The organism is Acinetobacter guillouiae CIP 63.46, assembly GCF_000368145.1.
Classification (GTDB): domain Bacteria; phylum Pseudomonadota; class Gammaproteobacteria; order Pseudomonadales; family Moraxellaceae; genus Acinetobacter; species Acinetobacter guillouiae.
Genome location: NZ_KB849282.1, coordinates 401191 through 424889, shown reverse-complemented (window position 1 = coordinate 424889; position 23699 = coordinate 401191). Strand labels below are relative to the sequence as shown.

Below are 23699 nucleotides of genomic sequence, written 5' to 3'. Positions count from 1 at the left end.
GGCCAACGTAAGAATTGAGTGACTACAAACTCAAGTATTTTTCCTCTATCAGTACTATTGTATTGACTAGTTATCTTTAAGTGATAAAACACGAATTGAAAGCGGTTTCTTATTGTCAGATGTGTCTAATTCTAAGTTCATAATATTTTCATGATTAGTTTGAAAAGACTACCTATTTGTATAGGCATAAAAAAATCCACACATTCATGCAATTTTAATGCACGGTTTGTGTGGATTGCTTGAGCTATTGATATGTGTATAAAACTTAATTTATTTCATACACATATGCTCAATGAGTAACTGATTGATTATTCAACCGTAACTGATTTTGCTAAATTACGAGGTTGGTCTACGTCAGTACCACGTAATACCGCAACATGATAAGACAACAATTGCACAGGTACACTATAAACGATTGGCGCTAACCAAGTATTGACCGTTGGAACATAGACAACATGTTGGCGTTCTTTAGCAACGATACCGCTATTTTCATCTGCAAAAACAAACAGTTCACCACCACGTGCTTGAACTTCTTCCATATTGGATTTAAGTTTATCCAGCATGTCATCATTCGGTGCAAGAATCACCACAGGCATATCATTGTCGACCAAAGCCAGTGGGCCATGTTTCAATTCACCCGCAGCATAACCTTCGGCATGAATATATGAAATTTCTTTAAGTTTTAATGCACCTTCAAGCGCAATTGGGAATTCTGTACCGCGACCCAAGAACAAGCAATGCTGTTTCTCTTTGAACAGAACAGACAAACGTAAAATTTCTGCATCATTTTGTAAGGTATCCAAAATGACTTTAGGGATATGCCACAATGCGGAAGTGATTTCATCAATACGTTCAGCTGAAATGGTTTGCTTAACTTGACCAAGTTTAAGGGTCAATAACATCAAAGCCGCAAGCTGTGTGGTAAATGCTTTGGTTGATGCGACCCCAATTTCAGGACCAGCTAGGGTTAATAAATGATGATTTGTTTCACGAACCATAGATGAGGTCGCGACATTACAAATCGTCATGGTATAGATATTTACCCCTTTTGCTTTGGCACGCTTTTGTGTATCACGTAATGCAGCCAAGGTATCTGCAGTTTCACCTGATTGGGAAATACAAACATACAAGGTGTTATCTACAATCACAGGCGAGCGATAACGGAACTCACTGGCAATTTCAACTTGGCAAGGCAGATCAATCAGTTGTTCAAACCAATATTTTGCAATCATTCCCGCATGGTAGCTGGTGCCACAAGCAAGCACCTGAACTTGCTGAACATTTTTAAAATCTATTTCAGCATTTTGTAAAAAGTCTTCTCGTAATGTATTGCCATTTAAAGCTTGAGAGATCGTTTGTTGAATTGCTTCAGGTTGCTCAAAAATTTCTTTGAGCATGTAGTGTTTATATTCACCTTTAGAGGCATTACTCACGGTTGCATCCAGCTCTTTCACCGGACGATCAACCAATTGATCATTAACAAAAACTTCAATCGTTTCACGAGTTAAACGCGCAATATCACCTTCTTCAAGATAGATAAAACGGTTGGTCACAGGTAATAGTGCCAATTGGTCTGAACTAATAAAGTTCTCACCAATACCGACACCAATGACTAAAGGTGAGCCTTCACGAACAGCAATTAATTCATTTGGGTAATCGGTATGCACAATCCCCAGTGCATAAGCACCTTTCAGTTGAGGTATGATTTCTTCAACGGCTTTTAATAGATTTGGTGATGATTTTAGTGCTTCAGTAATTAAGTGAGCAACGACTTCAGTATCTGTTTGAGATGTAAACACATAACCCAAAGCTTCAAGATCATCTTTAAGCTCTTGGTAATTTTCAATAATACCGTTATGTACCACTGCAACATGCCCAGAAATATGCGGATGGGCATTGTTTTCAGTTGGTTTACCATGGGTTGCCCAACGTGTGTGTGCAATACCCACAGAACCTAAAATATTAGACTCTGCAACCGCGCCTTCTAGATTTGCAACTTTACCAACACGACGTTCACGTAAGATTTGCCCCTGATCAACCAGTGCAACACCCGCCGAGTCATAACCACGATATTCAAGACGTTTTAGGCCTTCAATTAAAATATTTGTAATGCTTCGTTCAGCAACGCCACCAACAATACCGCACATAATAATATCCTCTTATTTCTTGACCTTTTGGGGACGTTGATAATTTTCTTTCGAAATTTGTTTTGCACGTTCAAATGCAAGACTGTTGTCTGCTACATCATGGGTAATCACTGAACCCGCACCTGTGGTTGCGCCATGACCAATTTTAATCGGTGCAACCAGTGAGTTGTTGGTTCCAATAAAGGCATTATCACCAATGATGGTTTTGTGTTTATTGGCGCCATCATAATTACAGGTAATTGTACCTGCACCGATGTTTGAACCCGCACCAATTTCTGCATCGCCTAAATAGGTGAAATGATTGGCTTTTGAACCTAGACCAACAGAAGTGTTTTTCACTTCAACAAAGTTACCGATATGAACTTCATCTGCCAATTTTGCACCTGGACGTAGTCGTGCAAAAGGACCAATGTGTACATCTGCACCAATTACCGCATCTTCAAAAACACTATATGCTTGAACTTTGGTTCCTGCCGCAATTTGGGTATTTTTAATAATACATCCTGCACCAATTTCAACGCCATTTCCGAAAGTACATTGACCTTCAATAATCACATTAATATCAATACGAACGTCAGTACCCGCAGTGAGTTGACCACGTAAATCAAAACGTGAAGGGTCAATCAAATGCACGCCTTGTTGCATCAATAATTTGGCTTGATAATTTTGAAATTCACGCTCTAATGCTGCAAGTTGAATACGATCATTTACGCCTTCAACCTCAAAAGCCAATTCTGGTTGAATGGATGCGATTTCCATACCATCCGCTAAAGCCATTGCCACGATATCAGTGAGGTAGTACTCACCTTGAGCATTGTCATTGCTGAGTTTAGGTAACCATTCATGTAATTTGGCATTGCTGACACAGTAAATACCTGTGTTGATTTCTTTAATTTGACGTTGTTCATCAGAAGCATCTTTATGTTCAACAATCGCTTGGATTTTTCCATCCTTACGTACGATGCGACCGTAGCCAGTAGAATCATCAAGCGTTAATGTGACTAAACCGATGCCTGTTTGACTGGATACATCAACCAAGCGTTGTAGGGTACTTTGTTGCACGCAAGGCACATCACCAGAAAGGATTAAAGAAATGCCATCTTGGGGCAAAACAGGTAAAGTCACTTTAACGGCATGACCCGTACCGAGTTGTTCGGTTTGCTCTACCCATTGAATATTTTCATGTGCAAATGCATTTTGAACTAGATCACCACCGTGACCAAAGATTGTAATGATATTTTTTGCTTGTAATTGTTTTGCTGTTTCAATCACATGACCGAGTAGTGGGCGTCCTGCTAAAGGTTGGAGTACCTTGGGTAAACTAGAACGCATACGTGTTCCTTTACCTGCAGCAAGAATGATCACAGTTGTAGACATATCACACCTAACAGATCTGGCTTAAGCCATTTTAAAATATAAATAAATCACGATACATATTGCTGCCCAGAGGCCTGCAATAATATCGTCAAGCATGATCCCAAAGCCACCATCGACTTTTTGGTCAATGACACGAATAGGCCATGGTTTCCAGACATCAAATAAACGGAACAGTGCAAATCCAACCAGTGCCCAAATCCAATTCATTTGTCCTAAATAAATTAAAGGCAGGAACGTGATTGATTGCCCAGCAAACTCATCCCAAACAATGCGCCCATCATCATGCACATGGATAATCTCTGCGGTTTTCCCACAAATCCAAATACCGACCAATGACATGATTATGATGGCCAATATGGAGCCATAAAAACCAATTGCAAGCCAAATCGGAATAAACAAAAGCGCAAATGCTGAGCCAAATGTACCTGGTGCTTTAGGCGCTAAGCCTGAACCAAAGCCCACACCGCAGAACACAATAAAGCGTTCAGCCCATGTCATACTTTTAAAGACAATCGGAGGTTTATGCAAAGTGTTGGTACCCTTGAAGTTGAAGTGGATGGTCTAAGCCATCTTTCTCAAATACAATCCCAGATTTTTGTGTAACTTGGCCGATGATTGTAGTGGTTACATTTGGTTTTAATTGCAAAAGTTTAGCATAATTTTGCATAGTTATTGTAAAGCATAACTCATAATCATCTCCGCCCGCTAAAGCATATTTCCATTGCTCATTGTCGCTGAGTTGCCTTAAAGTTGACTGAATCGGGAGTTGATTTAAATTTATTTTTGCACCGACACCAGAGGCGTTTAAGATATGCCCGAGATCTTGAGCAAGCCCATCTGAAACATCAATCATACTGGACGCCAAGTCTTTTAACATCACGCCTAGTTCACAGCGCGGTGTTGGGTAATCTAAACGTTGTTGTAGGGGATGTCCTAAATGTTTTAGCCCAAAAGCGGCATCACCAATCGAGCCACTGACTACAATTAAATCATCGACTTGCGCGCCAGAACGGGTAATGGCTTTGCCTGTTTCAATCCAGCCCAGTGCAGTGACGGTAATGGTGAGATGTGGACTTTGCGTGGTATCACCACCAATTAAACGTACGCCAAATTGATCGCAACAATCATATAAACCCTGACTAAATTGTTTTAGCCAGTCATGATCAATTTGGGATAGGCTCAATGCGAGTAAAATACTGTGAGGTTTTGCACCCATTGCAGCAATATCTGAAAGATTGACAGCAACAGATTTCCAGCCAATGGCATGTGGAGAGGTTTCTAGCGGAAAATGTCGACCAGCGACAAGGGTATCCGTACAAATCACCAATTGATGATTCAAAGGCGGGGAGAGCAGAGCTGAGTCGTCACCGACGCCTAGATCAACATCAGTTTGCTGCTGACGATTGAAATAGGTCTCAATAATTGAAAACTCAGCCATGTAAAAACAACTTATTTGCTTTGTTGCTTTTCTGCTTCACGCAGGCTTGTTGCTAAACGATCTAATACACCATTGATGTATTTGTGACTGTCAGCACCACCAAAGTGTTTTGCCAGCTCAATGGCTTCATCGAGTACAACTCGATAAGGGACTTCAAGATGGTCTTTGAGTTCGTATGCACCTAAACGTAATGTAGCAAGTTCTACACCGTCCAATGCACTCAGTTCACGATCCAGAACAGGAACAAGTAAAGCATCCAATGCTTCATGGTTTGCGATCACGGCTGTGAGCAACTCATGATAATAGCCGAGATCCACTTTATGCATTGCGTTTTCAACACGGGTACGTGCTTCAATTTCATGCACTGGGTTGTGGCTCATTTGCCATTCATAAATCCCTTGTACAGCAAAGCGACGTGCTTTACGTTTTGCTGCATAAGTAGCTTGGAGTGTTTGCGACATGCTTTAAATTGCCTTTAACAGGTTAACCATTTCAATAGCAGTAAGGGCAGCTTCACCACCTTTATTACCTGCTTTTGTACCAGAGCGTTCAATCGCCTGTTCAATACTATCCGTAGTCAATACACCATTGATTACAGGTAGGCCAGTATCTAAACCAACCACACCTAAACCTTTGGCACATTCACCTGCAACGAAGTCGAAATGTGGAGTACTACCACGAATCACTGCGCCAAGTGCAATCACTGCATCGAATTTACCAGAAGCTGCTAGTTTTTTAGCCACAACTGGAAGTTCCCATGCGCCCGGTGCATGAACGACAGTGATATTATCGTCGCTTACACCATGACGATGCAATGTATCAATTGCACCTTCTAATAAATGTTCAACAACAAAGCTGTTAAAACGACCAACTAAAATCGCGTAACGGTCTTCGCTCGCGAGATGTAATAAACCTTCAATTCGGCGAATCGCCATGGCAACCTCGATAATTTAACAGATAAGTGGTTGTACCGACTGCTTTTATTTCCCGACTAAAAACCTAATTGAGCAATAAATGCAGTCTGATTAAAAATTATTGACCCGTTTTTTGGTCAGCAGTGATGTATTCCACCACTTCTAAATTAAAGCCTGATAATGCATTGAAACGTAATGGTGAGCTAAGAAGTTTCATCTTTTCAACACCAAGATCACGTAAAATTTGTGCACCGACACCAATCGTTTGGTATTGCTGTGAAAGTGCAGCATTTGATTTTGTTGGTTTTGGCTTACCAAGTTCTGCTAAAGCAGGGCCTAAGTCAGATAAATGACGTTGACCAATCCAGACCAAAACCCCTCGATCACTCTCGGCAATCGTTTTGAGTGCTTTATCGAGGTTCCAAGCAGGCTCACCATCTTTTTTATTGAGTTTCAATAAATCACGTACAGGGTTGAAACCATGTACACGGACAGTTGTCACCCCTTGTTTCGGTTCACCTTTGACCAAAGCCAAATGAATGTCTGGATTACCAATTTCACGGTAACGGTATAAATCAAAGGTACCGTATTCAGTATCTATACTTTGTTGATCCAAACGTTCTACGGTTTGTTCATTGGTCATACGATAATGAATCAGATCAGCAATTGTACCAATTTTTAAGCCATGTTTCTCAGCAAATACTTCAAGATCTGGACGACGTGCCATCGTGCCATCTTCATTGATAATTTCACAAATCACCGACGCAGGCTCTAAACCCGCTAAACGAGATAAGTCACAGCCAGCTTCAGTATGTCCAGCACGGTGTAATACACCACCCGGTTGTGCCATCAATGGGAAGATATGTCCAGGTTGTACAATATCAGCAGGTTTGGCATGTGCTGCAACTGCAGTTTGAATGGTATGGGCACGTTCTGCGGCAGAAATACCAGTAGTAATACCATTTGCCGCTTCAATAGAAAGCGTGAAATTTGTACTGTGTTGTGCGCCATTATGGTCGACCATTAATGGTAGATCGAGTTGCTTACAGCGGTCACGACTCAGTGTTAGGCATACAAGACCACGAGCATGGGTGATCATAAAGTTGATGTCTTCAGGGCGTACGTGTGTTGCAGCAATGACTAAATCGCCTTCATTTTCACGATCTTCGTCATCCATGAGGATAACCATTTTACCTGCACGGATATCTGCTACAAGCTCTTCAACAGTATTGAGCGGCATCAACCTTCACCTTTTTGTTCTGTCGTATGACATTTTCATTGAGTACATTCGGAGCATAGTCTAACGTGTTTTTACGTATTTTGCCTATGCTTATCATCTTCCTTTGAGATAGATAGTTATACACAAGCTTGTAGGGCAATGAAAAGAGAAGAAAATTGAAACATTGCGATTTAGTATAAAGATCAGACACTCATTTCGAAAAAAATAAGATTAACTTATCGGAAATTGAGCGTAATAAAAGAAAAACCCTCACACTTTAAAAAAGAGGAGGGCTTGATAGATGGTAAATATTCAATTCTCTGAGATTGCTTCAGAATTCGGTGTATTTTTCTTACCTTTTAAAATCTCAGTACGAATATTTTGTGCAAGTTCAGCACAGTCATTATTCATACCATTGATCATAAATGAGTGACGGGTCAACACATTGGTTGGATTTGGCAAGGCAACCAATTGATAACAATCACCAATATGCTTGAGTTGATCATTGCTTAAATACAATGCCATTTCTTTGGCAATTAAATGATTCACCAAGCGCTCAGCCGCTTGAGACGCATCAAGTTGCATCGCCTCTACTGAGGTGGTGACCGCACAACGCGTCTGTAACACAAAGCGCTTATCTTCACGGTAACGTTTATACAGAACTTCTGACAATAATTGAAATACCGAACCAACCATTAATATAGATTGTGCTGCATTGGGTTTTTCAGCATCAATACTCAGGATTGCACCATTCTGATTAAATTCTTGATGAATGGTGAAATCTTTTGCATTCAATTTGAAATGCTGTGCGCAAAGTTCAATACTTTTATTCAGAAAAATCTGACATAAATTAAAATAAGGCAGTGAAACCGACTGGTTGACCGTATTCATCAGTTGTTTTGGATCATAGTACTGAATATTCAGCGCCAAAATCTCTTGGTCATTTTCCAGTGTCGTGGTTACAGGAGTTTTGGGTTCAGGTTTTGCTTTGGCTTGCGCTTGTTGTTGAGCTTGGGCAATCGCAATGATGCGGTTGGCTTTCTCAGCTTCAAGTGCTTCTGTCAGTTGTTGAATCTCATGTTTTAAACGGGCTTCATTGTTGATACGAGCCAAATATTCACTACGTGTTGGACGAGCGATGGCACGGTAGGCCAACCATAAGAAGGTATGAATCAATAAGGACACTAAAATAGCCAGCCATTGGGTCCGTAAAATTTCACCAATACTTGGCTTGATCAAGGTAATTTCAATAGTGCCGACTTTTTTCTCGTTCTGTAATGCATCACGAACAAAAACTTCACCTTGACGCGTTTTTGCCATACCACTGGTTGCCAGTACTTGTTTTTTAGCATCAAGTATTCGAATCGAAGCCACACTTGGATTGGTCGCATAGCGATTTGCCAACAGCGCCAATGACACCGTATTTGCGGGTTCGAGTTCAGATAGGCTGTCCGTGACCAATTGGCTGGTCATGAGTTGGCCTTGGCTGGCACGGTTTTCATTCAACTGATGTGTTGTTGCAACTACCAATAAAAAGGTATGAAATGCAAAACTTACAATAAGTAGGCTAGCAAATAGCCCTTGTCTTGGCGCATTCAACGTAAACTTCCAAAGCAAAAAATTTCGATTTCGATTATGATTCTTCCAATTGTTGTAGCTCAGACCCGAGTCAATTCATGCGAGAAATCATTCTTATTTCATTTTTAGGACCTGACCAACCCAATCAGTTTACTCGATTAATGCAAGTGTTGTCCGTACATTCTTTGCAAATATTAGATGTAGGACAGGCGGTCATCCATAATCAATTGACTTTAGGTATTGTAGTGTCGTCAAACGATCAAACTGCAACAGCTTTAGCCATGAAAGACATCCTTATTTTAGCACATGATATTGGTTTAACTGTTCGTTTTAAGCCGATTTCAGGCGCAGAATATGACCAATGGGTGAGTGAAGGTGGGCGCACACGTTATATCGTGACCGCTTTAGCACCAGAGCTCACAGCCGAACATCTGCAAGCGGTGACCAATATTGTTTCAAGTCAAGGTTTTAACATTGAAACAGTGACGCGCTTGTCGGGGCGTCCCGAGCGCAATGGACACCAAGATGGACTGAAACGTTCATGTGTTCAATTCGGTTTGAGTGGGCAAATGCTGGATGCACAGGCGATGCGTGCCGCATGTTTACGGCTTTCTGCTGAATTAAATATTGATGTCGCGGTGCAGGAAGACAATGCCTATCGCCGTAATCGTCGCTTAGTCTGCTTCGACATGGACTCGACTTTGATTGAGCAAGAAGTGATTGACGAACTTGCTAAAGAAGCAGGGGTGGGCGATAAAGTCGCTGAAATCACTGAACGTGCAATGCAAGGGGAGTTAGATTTTCAACAAAGTTTCCGTGCACGCGTTGCGTTACTTAAAGGCCTTGATGCCACAGTATTGCCTCAAATTGCTGAACGACTAACCGTGACAGAAGGTGCCGAGCGGTTAATCTCGACACTAAAATCACTGGGTTATAAAACTGCGATTTTATCTGGTGGTTTTCAGTACTTTGCTGAATATCTACAAGAAAAATTGGGCATTGATGAAGTGCATGCCAATATCCTCGATGTTGAAAATGGTGTTGTGACAGGTGAGGTTAAAGGCCATATCGTTGATGGTGCGCGCAAGGCGTATCTCTTGACTGAATTGGCTGGAAAAATGGGGATTTCACCTGAGCAAGCGATTGCGGTTGGAGATGGCGCAAACGATTTACCGATGCTTTCAATTGCAGGGCTTGGAGTCGCATTCCGTGCTAAACCTGTGGTTCGCCAAAATGCCAATCAAGCTATTTCAAGTGTAGGTCTAGATGGTGTGCTTTATCTTTTAGGCGTGCATGATAAAGATTTGTCCCGTGCTTAAATGACATGGGTTATATTGCAGAATCATGACAAATAGCGACTTTAAGTCGCTATTTTTTATTTGAAAATGAATCACTTTGCTGCCATTCGCGCTCAATAAAACAGCTTGATAAAAATATTCGTTTTAGAACTTAAAAAAAGTTTTTTAGGGATTAAAAGCTGTGTGTATTTTTTTGTAATGACACTGCATGATTGATGGTAATTAGATTGTGAGAAAAACAGGATTCTTAAAAAATGTAATGACAAATGAATGTTGCGACAAAGTGTGTCGTTTAAGCAGAAAACAGCGCTTTCCTTCTCTTAAAAACTATACATAATGCAAAGCATAAGCTTCTATAAGGTGATTTAAGAAAAATTATAAAGCTTGAAATTGTTGTGAAACACCTATTTAAACGGTTTTTTTATAAGGCATCATTTTGACGGAGGTTGTTATGGTATCAACAACATTTGCAATATTGATTGGATTCGGTCTAATTGCTGCAGCGTTGGCTACCGTTTTCTTTTCCCCTTATCGTCATTGGTTAGGGTTTATGTTTGCAGGCATGATCTTCTGGGGCACCTTGGAAGCAATGCGTTATAGTGTACAGAACATCTTTGATATTTCGGTCGCATATAGCTATTTAACCGCGATTATGTTGGCGATGTCTGCATTGATTGCTCTCTTATTGCGTGAAGACAATCGTGCACAAAAAGCATTGGCAAATCGCCAATATATTGAACATACCCCAGTCTATGAAGATGAATAAGTTTTGAGTGAAAACTTCAGTCAATATGAACGCTAAGATAACAATAGTGACTTTAATTACACGAAAAAAATCAATTTAGACATTCCAAGGTATATCATAATGGTATACCTTTTTTTCAGTTTATACTTTGCTCTGAAAGCCATGTCTACGCAATGACAAGTTATGCTAGGATGAGCAAATTCGAATCTAATTTAAAAAACAACAGGCTTAAATGTCATGAAACTTTCTGCAATTCCAGTTGTGAAGTTACCAATCGTTGATGCAAGTACAGATCCACTGGATTTGCTTGTATTGGGTTTAGCACTTCGTATGAAACAATTGGCTCGTACCAGTCCAAAATTTATTGAATTGACCCATGACCGTCAGTTCCGTATTCAGATTGGTACTGACTTGGGCGTGGCACGCCAAATTATTGTGAACAATGGTCAAATTGATACAGTTTCAGGTGCTGAACAAAAAGCTGATTTTGTTTTACAGTTTGCTGACAGTGAGCAAGGTGTAAAAACTTTGGTAAAAGGCGATCCAACGGCTTTTATGACGGGTATGCAAAACGGCAGCATCAAAATGGAAGGCGATTTCAGTTTGTTGGTCTGGTTTAACCAAGTGGCTAAACTGATTCCACCAAAAGTTCCAAAACCAGTAAAAGATAAAATTAAATTGGCACGTCAATTCTTAAAAGAGAAGATTGGACGCTAAGCGAATCGAAAATCTTAAAAAGCCCGATCTGATCGGGCTTTTTAAGATTTAAACATTGGTATTAAGATCAAGCTTTTGATTATTCAGCTTTTAATTATTCAACTTCCAAGTTAAAGGTCACAGGCCCATCATTGACCAAATGCACTTTCATATCCGCTGCGAAAATACCCGTCTCAACATTTTTAAATTGTGATCGAGCATAATCAACCAATTGTTGATACAGTGCCTGGGCTTCAGCGGGCGGCATGGCTGGCCCAAAGTCTGGACGCAAGCCTTTTTGCGTTTGTGCCATTAAGGTGAATTGAGAGACCAATAAAATCCCGCCATTGGCTTGGCTGACGTTCCAGCCCATTTTGCCTTGTTCGTCATCAAAGAAACGATATTTCAAAATTTTATCAATTAATTTTTGACCTTTTTCAAAATTATCTTCCTTCGCTAAGCCTAGAAAAACCAAAATTCCTTTTTGAATTTTCCCCGTGGTTTCACCATCAACAACAACTTTGGCTTCTAACACTCTTTGTAATAATGCGCGCATATAAACAATAAGACTAAAATACGATAGCGCTATTCTAACAGGGAAAACCCTGTAAGTTGATGCGAGTAGGCCATTGCTGAAAAGTTGAAGCTGTTGATAAGCTTTTGAATAAGAATAGAATTTATAAAATTATCATGTGAGTAGATAAATTGAAAAAATAATTCTGCTGAGATTTATGTTGAGCTTAACTGAAAATATAGTTCATCACTTATAAATGATTACGTTATCTCAGCGAAAAATATGCTTTAATAAAAACAGCATAGCGAAATTAAAATAGATATGGCGCCAATCATCCAATCCTTGCTCGATACAGATTTATATAAATTTACCATGTTACAAGTGGTGCTACATAAATTTCCTCAAACGCACAGTGTGTATCACTTTCGCTGTCGTAATCTAGATGCTACGGTTTATCCCCTGACGGATATTCTGGATGATTTGAACGAGCAGCTCGATCATCTCTGCTTACTCAAATTCCAAGAAGATGAATTGCAATATTTACGTAGTATGCGTTTTATCAAAAGTGATTTTGTTGACTATTTAGAATTATTCCAACTCAAACGCCGTTTTATTAAAGCGGGTATTGATGAACAAGGTCGTTTAGACATTTGGGTTGAAGGCCCAATGGTTCAGGCGATGATGTTTGAAATTTTTGTTCTGGCGATTGTCAATGAACTTTATTTTAGCCGGATTCGTAATGATGACATTTATGTTGAAGGTGAACGTCGTCTACAAGCCAAAGTTGAATTATTAAAGAAATTTGAACAACAACAAGGCACTCAAGCTCCTCCATTTTTAGTCTCAGATTTTGGTACTCGTCGTCGTTATAGCCTAGATTGGCAAAGACATGTGATCCAGACCTTCCATGCAGCTGTACCCAATGTGTTTAGAGGTACCAGTAATGTCCTTTTGGCAAAGGAATTAAATATTCATCCCATTGGAACCATGGCGCATGAGTTTCTACAAGCATTCCAAGCGCTAGATGTCCGCTTAAGAGATTTTCAAAAAGCTGCTTTAGAAACCTGGGTACAAGAGTATCGTGGTGATTTGGGCATTGCCTTGACCGATGTGGTCGGTATGGATGCATTCTTACAAGATTTTGATTTGTATTTTGCCAAGTTATTCGATGGTTTACGTCATGACAGTGGTGACCCATTTGAATGGGGCGATAAAGCTTATCAGCACTACCGAAAACTAAAAATTGATACTAAAACCAAGATGCTAACCTTTAGTGATGGATTAGATATTGAACGTGCATGGGCGTTGTATCAATACTTTAAAGATCGCTTTCAAGTTAGTTTTGGTATTGGTACCAATTTGACCAATGATATGGGGCAAACGCCACTCAATATTGTGTTAAAACTGGTGGAGTGTAATGGTCAATCGGTGGCGAAAATTTCAGATAGTCCCGGAAAAACCATGACGGATAACGATACTTTCTTGGCTTACTTACGACAGGTCTTTGAAATACCTGAAGTTGTCGAAGCAGTGAAAATTGATATCTGAATTTTTGCTAAAAGAATGTGAAAAATCAGCATATTGGTAAAAAACACTGTGCTAAGATCATTTGTGCTCAAGGTCTTAAAATAGAAAAACGTATGACTACATCAGCCTTTAACTTCGAATTACTCATAGAAGCAGAACAACTTGTGCCATTTTTAGGTCATGACAAAATTCGTATTGTCGATCTAAGTCGTAGCTCTGTGTATGATCAATTACATATTCCACATGCCTTACATGTTAAACCACAACTGTTGGTTCGACAGGAAGAACAAGCTTCAGGGTTATTGCCCGATGAGGACGGTTTAAAAGCGCTGATTGAGTATTTAAACATCTCTCCCGAACATCATGTTGTGGTCTACGATGATGAAGGTGGTGCTTGGGCTGGGCGTTTGATTTGGAATTTACATTGCCTTGGTTTTTATAATACTAGCCTCCTCAATGGCGGAATTCATGCATGGTTGGCAGCAGGCTACCCAACTTCGGCTGAAGCGGAAAGCTTTAGCAAAGTTGAACCCTTAGTTACCGTCAATTTACAACATCTTGATCAACACCGAATTGAATATGCCAAACTGTTGCAAAAGGTTGAACAGCAAGCGATTCAAGTTTGGGATTGTCGAACTTCAGAAGAATATACGGGACAGCGTTTAGCAGCGCGACGCGGCGGTCACATTCCAAGTGCACAACATTTTGAATGGAGTACTGCAATTAATCGTCAAAATCATTTAAAATTGCATCCTCTAGAACGCACGCAACAACGTCTAGAACAATTAGGCTTTCAATTTGACCAGCCTGTGGTGGTGTATTGTCAGTCACATCATCGTTCTGGTCTGGCTTATATCTTGGGTCGGTTATTGGATTGGAATATTCAAGCCTATGATGGTGCGTGGAGCGAGTGGGGCAATCGCCTCGATAGTCCAATTATTACTGGAGAATCACCTGCGTGAGTCTTACATCAGCGTTAAAAAAACAAATTTTTATCCAAGCACAAAAAGTCATTCCGCAACAGCAACTCAGCCGTGTTGTTGGTAAAGTTGCAGCCAGTGAAAATCCAATTGTTAAAAATTTAGCGATTCAAGCATTTAAAGCACAGTACGGGATAGACCTTTCTATTGCTGAGCAAAGTGATGCTTTAAAATATAAATCATTCAATGAATTTTTTACCCGTGCCTTAAAAGACGGTGTTCGAGAAATTGACGCAGATCAGACCAGTATTGTTTCTCCAGCAGATGGTGCAATTTCTCAGTTGGGTAAAATTAAAGATGGTGATGTCTTTCAGGCCAAAGGCCAAAGTTTTTCTGTAGACAAACTGATTGGCGATCCGCAATTGGCTGCACCATTTATCAATGGTGAATTTGCCACGGTTTATTTGTCACCACGTGATTATCACCGTGTCCATATGCCATTTGCAGGAACGTTGACCGAAACCTTGTATATCCCTGGTGAGTTATTTTCTGTAAACCAAACGACAGCAGAGAATATCCCAGGTTTATTTGCACGTAATGAGCGTATGGTATGTTTGTTTGATACCGAATTAGGACGTATGGCGGTTGTTCTCGTGGGTGCAATGATCGTTGCAGGAATTGAAACTGTGGCGACTGGCAAAGTAAAACCAACAGGGCGTTTAGAGTTAAACCAGCATGATTTAGCCTTAGAAAAGGGTGCTGAGCTTGGACGTTTTTATTTAGGTTCAACCGCAGTTGTATTGTTTGAACAGAATAAAATCACTTGGGATGAACAGTTTAAAGCCAATTCTATTGTGGTGATGGGTGAAGCTTTAGGGCATCAAATATAATAGAGATTAATAGATTATTATATTTTACAAATGGCTGATTGAGTTTGACTCTGTATCACTTTGAGTAACAGAGTCAAGCTCACAAAGCCGAATGGGATTTGATGTAAACCTGTTATAAGTGGTTTTTTTCCGCCTTAAAAGAAACTATTTTCCATTCAGAAACTCGTCCGTCTTGTCCAAATTTAATCTTCCATTCCTTCCACCAGACATTGGAATAGCTACACATATATTGAATTACGACACCCGGATTCATGTCTTGTCCACATTGTTCGGTTGTTATTCCCATATCGGAACGTATCCAATAAAAAAATAATTGACCTCCATCCTTGTCAACGCCAATCGTATAAGGCTTTCCCCATACTGGTCCGTATTTTCCTTCACGAGTGGTATTCATCATCTCATTTGCGGTTTTCCCTGTTAGATCGTTATAAGAGAGTTTTGCCATGGTCGTAGAGCACCCACTCAGTAATAATCCTAAAACAGCTGCAATAGAAAATTTATATTTATTCATTGTAATGTCCATTTTTTAGTGTGTTGATATTTATGAATAGATTTTTATAAAAATAGCTGATAATAAAATAATGCTTAAAATCAGATATATTTCTCAATATATTTAACTAGTGTGACTTGGTCAACATTAATATAACTAAGCTTTATTTTTATAATCTAAAGTCATTTATTCAACTTGATCTCGAATTTTATTATGAAGATATACAGCACACGTCTAAGTATGAATTCTCGTTATGGCATAAGTGCTTTTTAAGGAAAACGATTTTAAAAGTTGGACATCGATTTTTTAGTATTAATTTCCAAATATGCTTTTGTCGAGTCAAAGCATCTTTCCAATGGTAAATACACAAACAGTGTGAGCTATTTGGTGATTCTTTCTATGTAATAGCAACCTGATAAAAATGTGCGGCTAAATCTGGAATAGATTTTAGATTAATTTCGATGCATTGAAATAAGACAGCTTTAAAGCTTGTGCATCTGCTAAGGCATTGTGTGGATTTTCAGAGGGGACATGGGTTTCGATTGGATCCTGCATCCATAACTGCATGGTCAGCGGAGGTGTTCGGATACATTTTCCTGCAGAAAGTACCAGACTACGGGTAAACAAGGCAAAGTCTTCTGGCCAATCTGCCACAATTTCAAGACTTGTATATTGAGATAAATAAATCTGTAAGCGACTTTGAAATTGCGCTAAGGAAATCGGTTTTTGATTTAGACGAGGCATGACATGGTCTTTAACCCAAGTAATTGGGTCTGCGCATTCTAAAACTTCATAAAAATGTTGATTATTCTCGTCAACCAATGCCAGCGAAATTAATTCACCACCAAAGCCATTAAATTCACAATCTAGAAATAGTTTCATTCGAATTAATCAAAAAATCAAATATTAACCTGCAAAATCAAGGCGCTCTTTGGGGAAAACCACTCTAAAAATAGACCCCCGATTTTCTTTAGAATCAATTTCTAAATACGCATTATGTTGCATTAAAACATGCTTCACAATGGCAAGCCCTAAACCTGTTCCACCTGTTTGGCGGCTTCGTGCGCTGTCTACACGATAAAAGCGTTCGGTTAAACGTGGAATATGTTTTGGATCAATCCCGATCCCGGTATCTTCAACAGTGAAATAACCATGTTCACTGTCATCATGCCAGCCGATTGTAACAGTGCCACCTTTAGGGGTGTATTTAATCGCATTGGTGATTAAATTACTAAACGCACTGGCAAGCTCTGCATCAGAACCAATTAAGTCACAATGACTGTCAATATCTAAATTTAAAGTATGGCCATAATCGACATTGTAGGCTTGTGCATCATCAAAAAGCTGATTCATCAAATTCGGCATATCGATGATTTGATTTTTTGCGACCTGTTTATTGCCTTCCAAACGTGAAAGCAAGAGTAAGTCATTGACCAAGGCATTCATTCGACGTGTTTGTGATTGCATCTGTTCAAAGGCACGTTTCCAGCGCGGATTTAAATCTTCTTGATCGGTAAAGGTTTCGATATAACCACTGAGTACAGTCAGTGGGGTACGAAGTTCATGTGAAATATTGTCGACAAAGTCTTTGCGCATTTGTTCCAGATTATGTACACGTGTGACATCGTAAGCAACGAGCAAACGGCTTTCACTACCAAAACGTGTTAGTTTAATCTGTACATAATGCTCTTCATAAACCGAAGATTTTATTTTAATGCCATCTGGAGATTGGTCGATATTATTAAAATATTCAATAAAGCTCGGCTGGCGGATAATAGTCAAGATGTTACGACCACGATCTAGCGGTTGAATGCCTAACAGTCTTTCCGCAGCAGGATTCCACCATTCAATTTGATGTAATTCATCCGTTAAAACAACAGCTTCTGCTAAAGCTATCAGTGAGGATTGCGCCCGATCAATCAATCCGACCATTTCAGCTTGAACAACCCGTTCTTGGCGTTGTGCACGATAAACATTAAAAAGCAGTGCACCCCAGATACCTTCTAGATTGGGTGGAGAGTCGTAAGGACGATTCGAAATCCACTCATTGACCAAGTATAAAGAGCGTAATTGAAACAGAAAAAAAACAGCAAAACCGATGGAAATACAAATCCAAAAATACCCTATCCCTAAACCAATAAATCCGCCAATGATGAGTAAAAAACCAAGCAGGCGTAAATCTTGTTTTGCAAATTCCCACAAGCTACTGTAACGGAATTTTTTATGTTCTCGTGCAAGATCTGGGACGGGGTAGGGTTCATACATAGAAATTTATTTACCTTGAGAATGCTTAACCTAAAGCAACATCTGCACGGGTAGAGAAGCGATAACCCGTTCCACGTACAGTTTGTACGTAGCGATCAGCACCATAAGGTTCAAGCACTTTACGTAAGCGGCGGATGTGTACGTCTATGGTACGGTCTTCAATATACACGTTACCACCCCAGACCTGATCAAGTAGCTGGGCACGTGTATAAGCACGTTCAGGATGTGTCATAAAGAATGCCAATAAGCGGTATTCTGTTGGACCCATTTCTAAAATATTATCACTAAAACTGACGCGTTGGCTCACTGGATCAAGTATTAATCCATTGGCATCAATGGTTTTTTCGCCACTGAGTGCATTGGCACGACGAAGGACAGCTTTAATACGCGAAACCAATTCACGGGTAGAGAATGGTTTGGTCATATAGTCGTCTGCACCAGCATCAAGACCTTGAACTTTATGGTCTTCTTCGCCACGTGCTGTCAACATGATGACTGGAATTTCTGCCAAATTTTCATCACGTTTTAAGCGACGACATAAGTCTACACCGCTCACACCGCCAGGCATCATCCAATCGAGTAAAATCAAAGATGGCCGTTGGTCAACAATCATTTGATGGGCTTGTTTTGCATCTTCAGCTTGCAGGCATTGAAAACCTGCCATATCCAATGAGGTATGAATCATTTCTCGAATCGGAAGTTCGTCATCGACGATTAATATATAGTCATCTTTCACAACGCAATATCCTATGTATGAACGGTGTACCGTCTTTTATTTATGACAGGCTTATTACAAAGATTAATTATGACAGTATCATTGCAAAAAGAAGATGTTGACGAATTTTTGCAAAAAAATGTGACAAATAATCGTCGATATGATGAATAATCCATGACATTTTTAAATAAATGTTCCATTTTGAGAAAAGAAATTTATTTAAACTGAACATAAAAATACGCTATTTGATAGTTTTGTGACGATTTTATGACAGGGTCATTCAGGCTAAAAAGCTTATTTAGATGAAAATGAATCAATCAGCGATATAAATACAATTTCACATGCTGAGACAATTTCTTCAAGCGATTGTTTAAATCCGCCCATGACCCATCGAACCGCAATTTGAGTCACATAGCCATTTAAACCTGTGGCTACTAAGGAAATTTCTTGTTCACTACGTTCAATATGCGGCATCATCAGGGTGACAAAGGAGTGAATTAATCGGTCAAAACGGCCCATCGTTTCATGGATCGTGGCATGATTATGCAGCTCTTGAACCAGCATGGCATCGATATAAATAATACGCGCCACACGTGGATCATTTTTTAACATGGTAAAGATTGCAGTTAAGCCACCACGGATCATATTTTTAGGATCAGGTGCTGCTTGCATGACGCCTTGCATCACGGTTTGTTGTAATTGTTCAATCAGTTGTAGAAAGATGACTTGGAACAGTTCTTCACTTTTTTTAAAGGACTCATAAAAATAACGTTCAGTTAGCTTGGCTTCATTACAAATATCTTTGACGGTGACAGAAAAAAAGCCATGCGTACCATAAGCTTCAATTCCTGCTTCGATCAGCTTTTCTCGACGTGCAAGTTTCCGCTCAGATAAGGACATGCCTTTAAATTGACGCTCTTTGGCAGCTTTATTTATAGTTTTCTTTTCAGTGGAAAGTGGTTCATTCATTGTAAAAAATTACTCGTGTCATATTTGATTGTCACAAAGAAGCGCTTATTTTAGCAATAAAAGCCATTGAAACCTATTCTAGAATTTTTGTATAAAAAAACATCGGCTAAATCATAATATAATATTGACAATAATGATTGTCAAAATTATATTGAGCAAGTGAGCTGCACATCACTCTGAATGCTTTGTGCGGGTTTAAAAAAGGATAGACAATGAAAAATTTTAAAAACAAAGTCGCTGCAATTACTGGTGCTGGCTCTGGTATGGGACAACAACTTGCTATTTTATTGGCAAAAGCAGGTTGTCATTTATCCATTAGTGATGTGAATGAAAAAGGTTTAGCTGAAACCGTTGAACTGGTCAAAGCGTATAATGTTCGTGTGACCTCAAAGAAAGTGAATGTTGCCAAAGTTGAAGAAATGCGAGCTTGGGCTGCGGACACAGTGCAAAATCATGGTTCTGTAAACATGATTTTTAACAATGCTGGTGTGGCTTTAGGTTCTACCGTAGAAGGCGCATCTTATGACGAACTAGAATGGATCATGGATATCAATTTCTGGGGCGTTGTATACGGAACAAAAGAATTTTTACCTTATATCAAGAAAACAGGTGATGGGCATATCATCAACATTTCGAGCTTGTTTGGTTTAACCGCGCAACCGACTCAGTCTGCATATAATGCATCTAAATTTGCGGTACGTGGTTTTACTGAATCATTACGTCAAGAATTAGATATCGAAAAGTGTGGTGTATCGGCACTATGTGTCCATCCAGGCGGCATTCGTACCAATATTGCAAATGATGCGCGTATGAATGACAGTTTACGTTCTTTAGGAATGAACCCTGACAAATCAGCAAAAGCATTTAATAAACTATTACGTATGCCACCAGAAGATGCTGCTCAACAAATGTTGGATGCTGTACTAAAAGACAAACGTCGTTTACTTATTGGGAATGATGCAAAAACCTTGGATTTAATTCAGCGTATTTTACCGACTGGATATCAAAAAATTACAGGTTTTGCGACCAAGTTTAGTAAAAAGCTAGAACCAAAATAATTGATTTATAAAATGAAAAAACCGTCAAGCTGACGGTTTTTTCATTTTAGACATTGTGAAATTATGCGCTGAATAAGAACTCAATATCCATTCATTTAAATTAAGATCTCAATCGTTTTCTTTTTCCAAACAAATTGGTAATACAAACCTTGCATAAGGCATAGACTGAAAAAGGTCAGTGCAAGCGCATACCAAATGCCTTGTAAACCAAACCACTGACTAAATAAATAAGCACATGGAACTTCAATGAGCAGGATGGATAAAATATTAAAAATCATAGGAACAGTCACGGTTCCGCTGGCCCGCATGATCGAGGCAAAAATTGCACTTGCACCAAAGAATATAATCGACCACAACACAATAAATAATAATTGTTGACCCAATTCAATCACTGATGGATCTGTAATAAACAACGCCATCAAATATTTTGAACAAATATAGGCCAAGAGTACCAATGAACCTGTAATCACAATATTACTCAGCAGCGCCGTTCGCGTCACTTTTGCCAACAGCTCAGACTTCCCAGCACCAATCGCTTGCGCCGCAAAGATGGAACCTGCAATGGCAATCGATAATGCAGGGAATTGGATATAGTTGAGCACTTGGTTGACTGCACCATATGCCGCTGTTGCATGTGCACCATGTTGGTTAACCAGTCCAATCACCACCAGACCTGCGACCGAGTTGGTCACCATTTGAATACCTGTCGGCACGCCCAAACGCAAAATACTGCGACTAAATTGTGGGTGATAGCGGATATGCTGGATTAACGCTGAATCTGGTCTTAAAGCATGATCTTTTTTATTCAAATAGATATAGAGAAAAGCTAAGGTCGAAATAAAGCCTAAGCCACTGGCAATTGCTGGAGCAATAATGCCAAGCTTAGGTAGACCAAAGTAACCGCCAATCAAGGCTGGGGTTACAATGACGCCCACAATGATCGTCAGACTTGATGCCATTAAGGGTGTAGTACTGTCACCCACACCACGTAAAATAGAGGTGTAGGTGATATAGATGAATAGAAAAGGGCTACTCATTAACATCCATTGAACATAGGGCAGTGCAAGATGCATGATTTTGGGATCTATACCCAAAAGTAATAGAATTTCTTTGGCAAAAAACACCCCTAAAAAGGCAATGATTGATCCACCAATGAGGGTCATAAATAACAATGCGCCAACAATGGTACGCACTTTTTCGATATCTTTGGCGCCCCATGCTTGTCCAACCAAAACAGTTGCACCTGTAGATAGACCAATCACAAAAGCCAGCAATAAAAATAGAATCGGAAAAAATACCGAAATTGCGGCAATTGCTTCTACACCGAGCATTTGTCCAACAAAAATGGTATTAATTGTTCCAGACAGATTTTGCAGAATATTGGTTAGAATCAGTGGGCCAAGGAAGATTAAAAAAACCTTCCAGAATTTGGGTTGGTGAAGCATATCGGGACGAGCTGGCATCTTTTATTCTACTGTCTATTTCGAGTGTCTTTATCTTATTGATAATATAACAAACACTGAGTAAAAAGCCTGAGTATTTGAGTAACTCAGGCTTTAATTTTACAGAGATGATCTGTATGAGTTGGGATTAAATTTGATTTAAAATTTCACAGGCCTGAATCAAAGTTTGCTCCTTTTTAGCAAAACAAAAACGTACTAAACGTAAGTTTTCAGGAGCTTGCTTATAAAAAACAGAAACTGGAATCGCCACAATTTTATGTTCTTCCGCTAAGAATTTACACATCTCAACATCATTTAAATCTGGGCGAATTTGGCTGTAGTCAACATTTTGAAAGAATGTGCCTTGAGAGGGGATTAAACTGAATTTTGAATCCGCAATACCTGAAATAAACAGGTCACGCTTTTGCTGATAAAAGCTTGATAGCCCGTCGATATGTTCAGGATGCTGTTGCATAAAATTGGCAAGCGCCATTTGCACAGGTGTTACCCCACAGAAGTTGGCAAATTGATAAATTTGACGAAATACTTTCATGAGCTCTGGTGTCGCAATGCAATAACCTGTTTTCCAACCCGTGACATGAAAGGTTTTACCAAAAGAACCGACTACAAAACTACGCTCTCGGAGTTCTGGAAATGATAATACTGAATAATGTTTTTCGCCGTCATAAATCAAATGCTCATAGACTTCGTCTGAAAGCACAATAATATTTTTATCTTGAATCAGTTCAATTAAATTTAGCCAGTCTTGTTTAGACCAAATCGCCCCAGTTGGATTGTGTGGAGTATTTACAATCACCATACGGGTTTTATCGGTAATCGCAGATTTAACTTGATTCCAATCTACAGAAAACTCAGGCGCATTGAGTGGGATATGAATGGCTTTACCACCGACCAATTGCACGCTTGGTGCATAACTATCATAGCTTGGATCAAAAATAATCACTTCATCGTCTTGATGGATGATGGCTTGTATTACGCTAAAAATCCCGATCGTTGCCCCTGGTGTGATGGTGATTTCGGTGATGGGATCAAGGTGTAACTGATCTCGTTTTAAAAACAGTTGCGCCAGTTGTTCTCTCAGCGCTAATAAACCATCGCCAGCTGCGTATTGGTTAAAACCGTCTAATGTGGCTTGGCTCAGTGCTTGTAGCAACGCAGGTGGGGCATCAAAGTCAGGAAAACCTTGTGACAAGTTAAGGGCGTTAAGACGATGTGCCATAGCGGTCATGATGCTAAAAATGGTGACGCCTTGAGCAGGGAGTTTGGAGTGGATTTCGATCATGACCAGGCTGATTTTATAAATGTGTGAGTGGCAGTTTAGCAGTTCGTTTTAAAGAGCTGAATAGGATTAAGTAACCTATTGGTTAGGGGAAGGTGTTTGGTAGGAAGTTAAGATAGAGATGTTAGATATGAGGTAATGTTTTGTTACTAAATATATTGGGGGAGTTGAGTTGGGATTCTGGCTTTATAGTTCGT

Annotated in this window: 23 protein-coding genes; 7 read left to right on the top strand and 16 right to left on the bottom strand. The window is 39.7% G+C overall.

The window, feature by feature from the left end:
• Positions 1-308: 308 nt before the first annotated feature.
• The 8 genes from glmS to F981_RS04270 form a co-directional block, all read right to left on the bottom strand.
• Entirely contained in the window at positions 309-2147 is a 1839-nt protein-coding gene (gene glmS, locus F981_RS04305; protein WP_004718760.1) for a glutamine--fructose-6-phosphate transaminase (isomerizing), read from the bottom strand.
• Between the two features lie 12 nt (positions 2148-2159).
• Positions 2160-3524, bottom strand: coding sequence for a bifunctional UDP-N-acetylglucosamine diphosphorylase/glucosamine-1-phosphate N-acetyltransferase GlmU (glmU, locus tag F981_RS04300; protein WP_004718759.1), 1365 nt, complete (start codon positions 3522-3524; stop codon positions 2160-2162).
• Between the two features lie 21 nt (positions 3525-3545).
• Positions 3546-4022, bottom strand: coding sequence for a phosphatidylglycerophosphatase A family protein (locus F981_RS04295; protein ID WP_016539097.1), 477 nt, complete (start codon positions 4020-4022; stop codon positions 3546-3548).
• A 22-nt stretch (positions 4023-4044) separates the two neighbouring features.
• Entirely contained in the window at positions 4045-4962 is a 918-nt protein-coding gene (gene thiL / locus F981_RS04290) for a thiamine-phosphate kinase (protein ID WP_004718754.1), read from the bottom strand.
• An 11-nt stretch (positions 4963-4973) separates the two neighbouring features.
• A complete protein-coding gene (gene nusB / locus F981_RS04285; protein WP_004718751.1) occupies positions 4974-5423 on the bottom strand; it encodes a transcription antitermination factor NusB in 450 nt (149 codons plus the stop codon).
• A gap of 3 nt (positions 5424-5426) precedes the next feature.
• Entirely contained in the window at positions 5427-5897 is a 471-nt protein-coding gene (ribH, locus tag F981_RS04280) for a 6,7-dimethyl-8-ribityllumazine synthase (protein WP_004718750.1), read from the bottom strand.
• 97 nt (positions 5898-5994) lie between these two features.
• The gene (gene ribBA / locus F981_RS04275) at positions 5995-7116 is read right to left on the bottom strand and encodes a bifunctional 3,4-dihydroxy-2-butanone-4-phosphate synthase/GTP cyclohydrolase II (protein WP_004718747.1); all 1122 of its coding nucleotides are present in this window, start codon (positions 7114-7116) and stop codon (positions 5995-5997) included.
• Positions 7117-7407: 291 nt separating this feature from the next.
• A complete protein-coding gene (locus F981_RS04270) occupies positions 7408-8694 on the bottom strand; it encodes a hypothetical protein (RefSeq protein ID WP_004718745.1) in 1287 nt (428 codons plus the stop codon).
• 77 nt (positions 8695-8771) lie between these two features.
• On the opposite strand from F981_RS04270, the gene serB reads away from it, so the two are divergent.
• From serB to F981_RS04255, 3 genes are all read left to right on the top strand, one after another.
• Entirely contained in the window at positions 8772-9992 is a 1221-nt protein-coding gene (serB, locus tag F981_RS04265) for a phosphoserine phosphatase SerB (RefSeq protein WP_004718743.1), read from the top strand.
• A 430-nt stretch (positions 9993-10422) separates the two neighbouring features.
• On the top strand, positions 10423-10737 hold the full coding sequence (gene aciT / locus F981_RS04260; protein WP_004718741.1) for a ciprofloxacin tolerance protein AciT: 315 nt from the start codon (positions 10423-10425) through the stop codon (positions 10735-10737).
• 216 nt (positions 10738-10953) lie between these two features.
• Complete coding sequence (locus F981_RS04255) at positions 10954-11433, top strand: SCP2 sterol-binding domain-containing protein (RefSeq protein ID WP_004718739.1); 480 nt, start codon at positions 10954-10956, stop codon at positions 11431-11433.
• Positions 11434-11527: 94 nt separating this feature from the next.
• Here the strand turns inward: F981_RS04255 and dtd are convergent, their stop codons facing one another.
• The gene (gene dtd / locus F981_RS04250) at positions 11528-11968 is read right to left on the bottom strand and encodes a D-aminoacyl-tRNA deacylase (protein WP_004718737.1); all 441 of its coding nucleotides are present in this window, start codon (positions 11966-11968) and stop codon (positions 11528-11530) included.
• A 279-nt stretch (positions 11969-12247) separates the two neighbouring features.
• On the opposite strand from dtd, the gene pncB reads away from it, so the two are divergent.
• The 3 genes from pncB to asd all read left to right on the top strand — a co-directional run bounded on the left by pncB (position 12248) and on the right by asd (position 15263).
• Positions 12248-13474: a nicotinate phosphoribosyltransferase gene (gene pncB / locus F981_RS04245; RefSeq protein WP_004718736.1), complete on the top strand. Its 1227-nt coding sequence runs from the start codon at positions 12248-12250 to the stop codon at positions 13472-13474.
• 92 nt (positions 13475-13566) lie between these two features.
• Positions 13567-14415 carry a sulfurtransferase gene (locus F981_RS04240; RefSeq protein ID WP_035371610.1) on the top strand — a complete coding sequence of 283 codons (849 nt, stop codon included), beginning with the start codon at positions 13567-13569 and terminating at the stop codon, positions 14413-14415.
• On the top strand, positions 14412-15263 hold the full coding sequence (asd, locus tag F981_RS04235) for an archaetidylserine decarboxylase (protein WP_004718731.1): 852 nt from the start codon (positions 14412-14414) through the stop codon (positions 15261-15263). Before F981_RS04240 ends, asd begins: the two co-directional genes overlap by 4 nt.
• A gap of 112 nt (positions 15264-15375) precedes the next feature.
• Here the strand turns inward: asd and F981_RS04230 are convergent, their stop codons facing one another.
• From F981_RS04230 to F981_RS04210, 5 genes are all read right to left on the bottom strand, one after another.
• A complete protein-coding gene (locus F981_RS04230) occupies positions 15376-15774 on the bottom strand; it encodes a hypothetical protein (protein WP_004718730.1) in 399 nt (132 codons plus the stop codon).
• A 426-nt stretch (positions 15775-16200) separates the two neighbouring features.
• Positions 16201-16635 (bottom strand): hypothetical protein, encoded by a 435-nt coding sequence (locus F981_RS04225; RefSeq protein WP_004718727.1) that lies wholly within the window; start codon positions 16633-16635, stop codon positions 16201-16203.
• A 24-nt stretch (positions 16636-16659) separates the two neighbouring features.
• On the bottom strand, positions 16660-18018 hold the full coding sequence (phoR, locus tag F981_RS04220; RefSeq protein WP_004718725.1) for a phosphate regulon sensor histidine kinase PhoR: 1359 nt from the start codon (positions 18016-18018) through the stop codon (positions 16660-16662).
• Between the two features lie 25 nt (positions 18019-18043).
• Positions 18044-18754 carry a phosphate regulon transcriptional regulator PhoB gene (phoB, locus tag F981_RS04215; protein WP_004718724.1) on the bottom strand — a complete coding sequence of 237 codons (711 nt, stop codon included), beginning with the start codon at positions 18752-18754 and terminating at the stop codon, positions 18044-18046.
• A gap of 273 nt (positions 18755-19027) precedes the next feature.
• The gene (locus tag F981_RS04210; RefSeq protein WP_004718721.1) at positions 19028-19702 is read right to left on the bottom strand and encodes a TetR/AcrR family transcriptional regulator; all 675 of its coding nucleotides are present in this window, start codon (positions 19700-19702) and stop codon (positions 19028-19030) included.
• Between the two features lie 212 nt (positions 19703-19914).
• On the opposite strand from F981_RS04210, the gene F981_RS04205 reads away from it, so the two are divergent.
• On the top strand, positions 19915-20760 hold the full coding sequence (locus F981_RS04205; RefSeq protein ID WP_004718720.1) for an SDR family NAD(P)-dependent oxidoreductase: 846 nt from the start codon (positions 19915-19917) through the stop codon (positions 20758-20760).
• Positions 20761-20855: 95 nt separating this feature from the next.
• Here F981_RS04205 and F981_RS04200 read toward each other — a convergent pair whose 3' ends face one another.
• Together F981_RS04200 and F981_RS04195 are read right to left on the bottom strand one after the other, a co-directional pair.
• Complete coding sequence (locus tag F981_RS04200; RefSeq protein WP_004718718.1) at positions 20856-22223, bottom strand: MATE family efflux transporter; 1368 nt, start codon at positions 22221-22223, stop codon at positions 20856-20858.
• A 127-nt stretch (positions 22224-22350) separates the two neighbouring features.
• Positions 22351-23505 (bottom strand): methionine aminotransferase, encoded by a 1155-nt coding sequence (locus F981_RS04195; protein ID WP_004718716.1) that lies wholly within the window; start codon positions 23503-23505, stop codon positions 22351-22353.
• Positions 23506-23699: the final 194 nt, after the last annotated feature.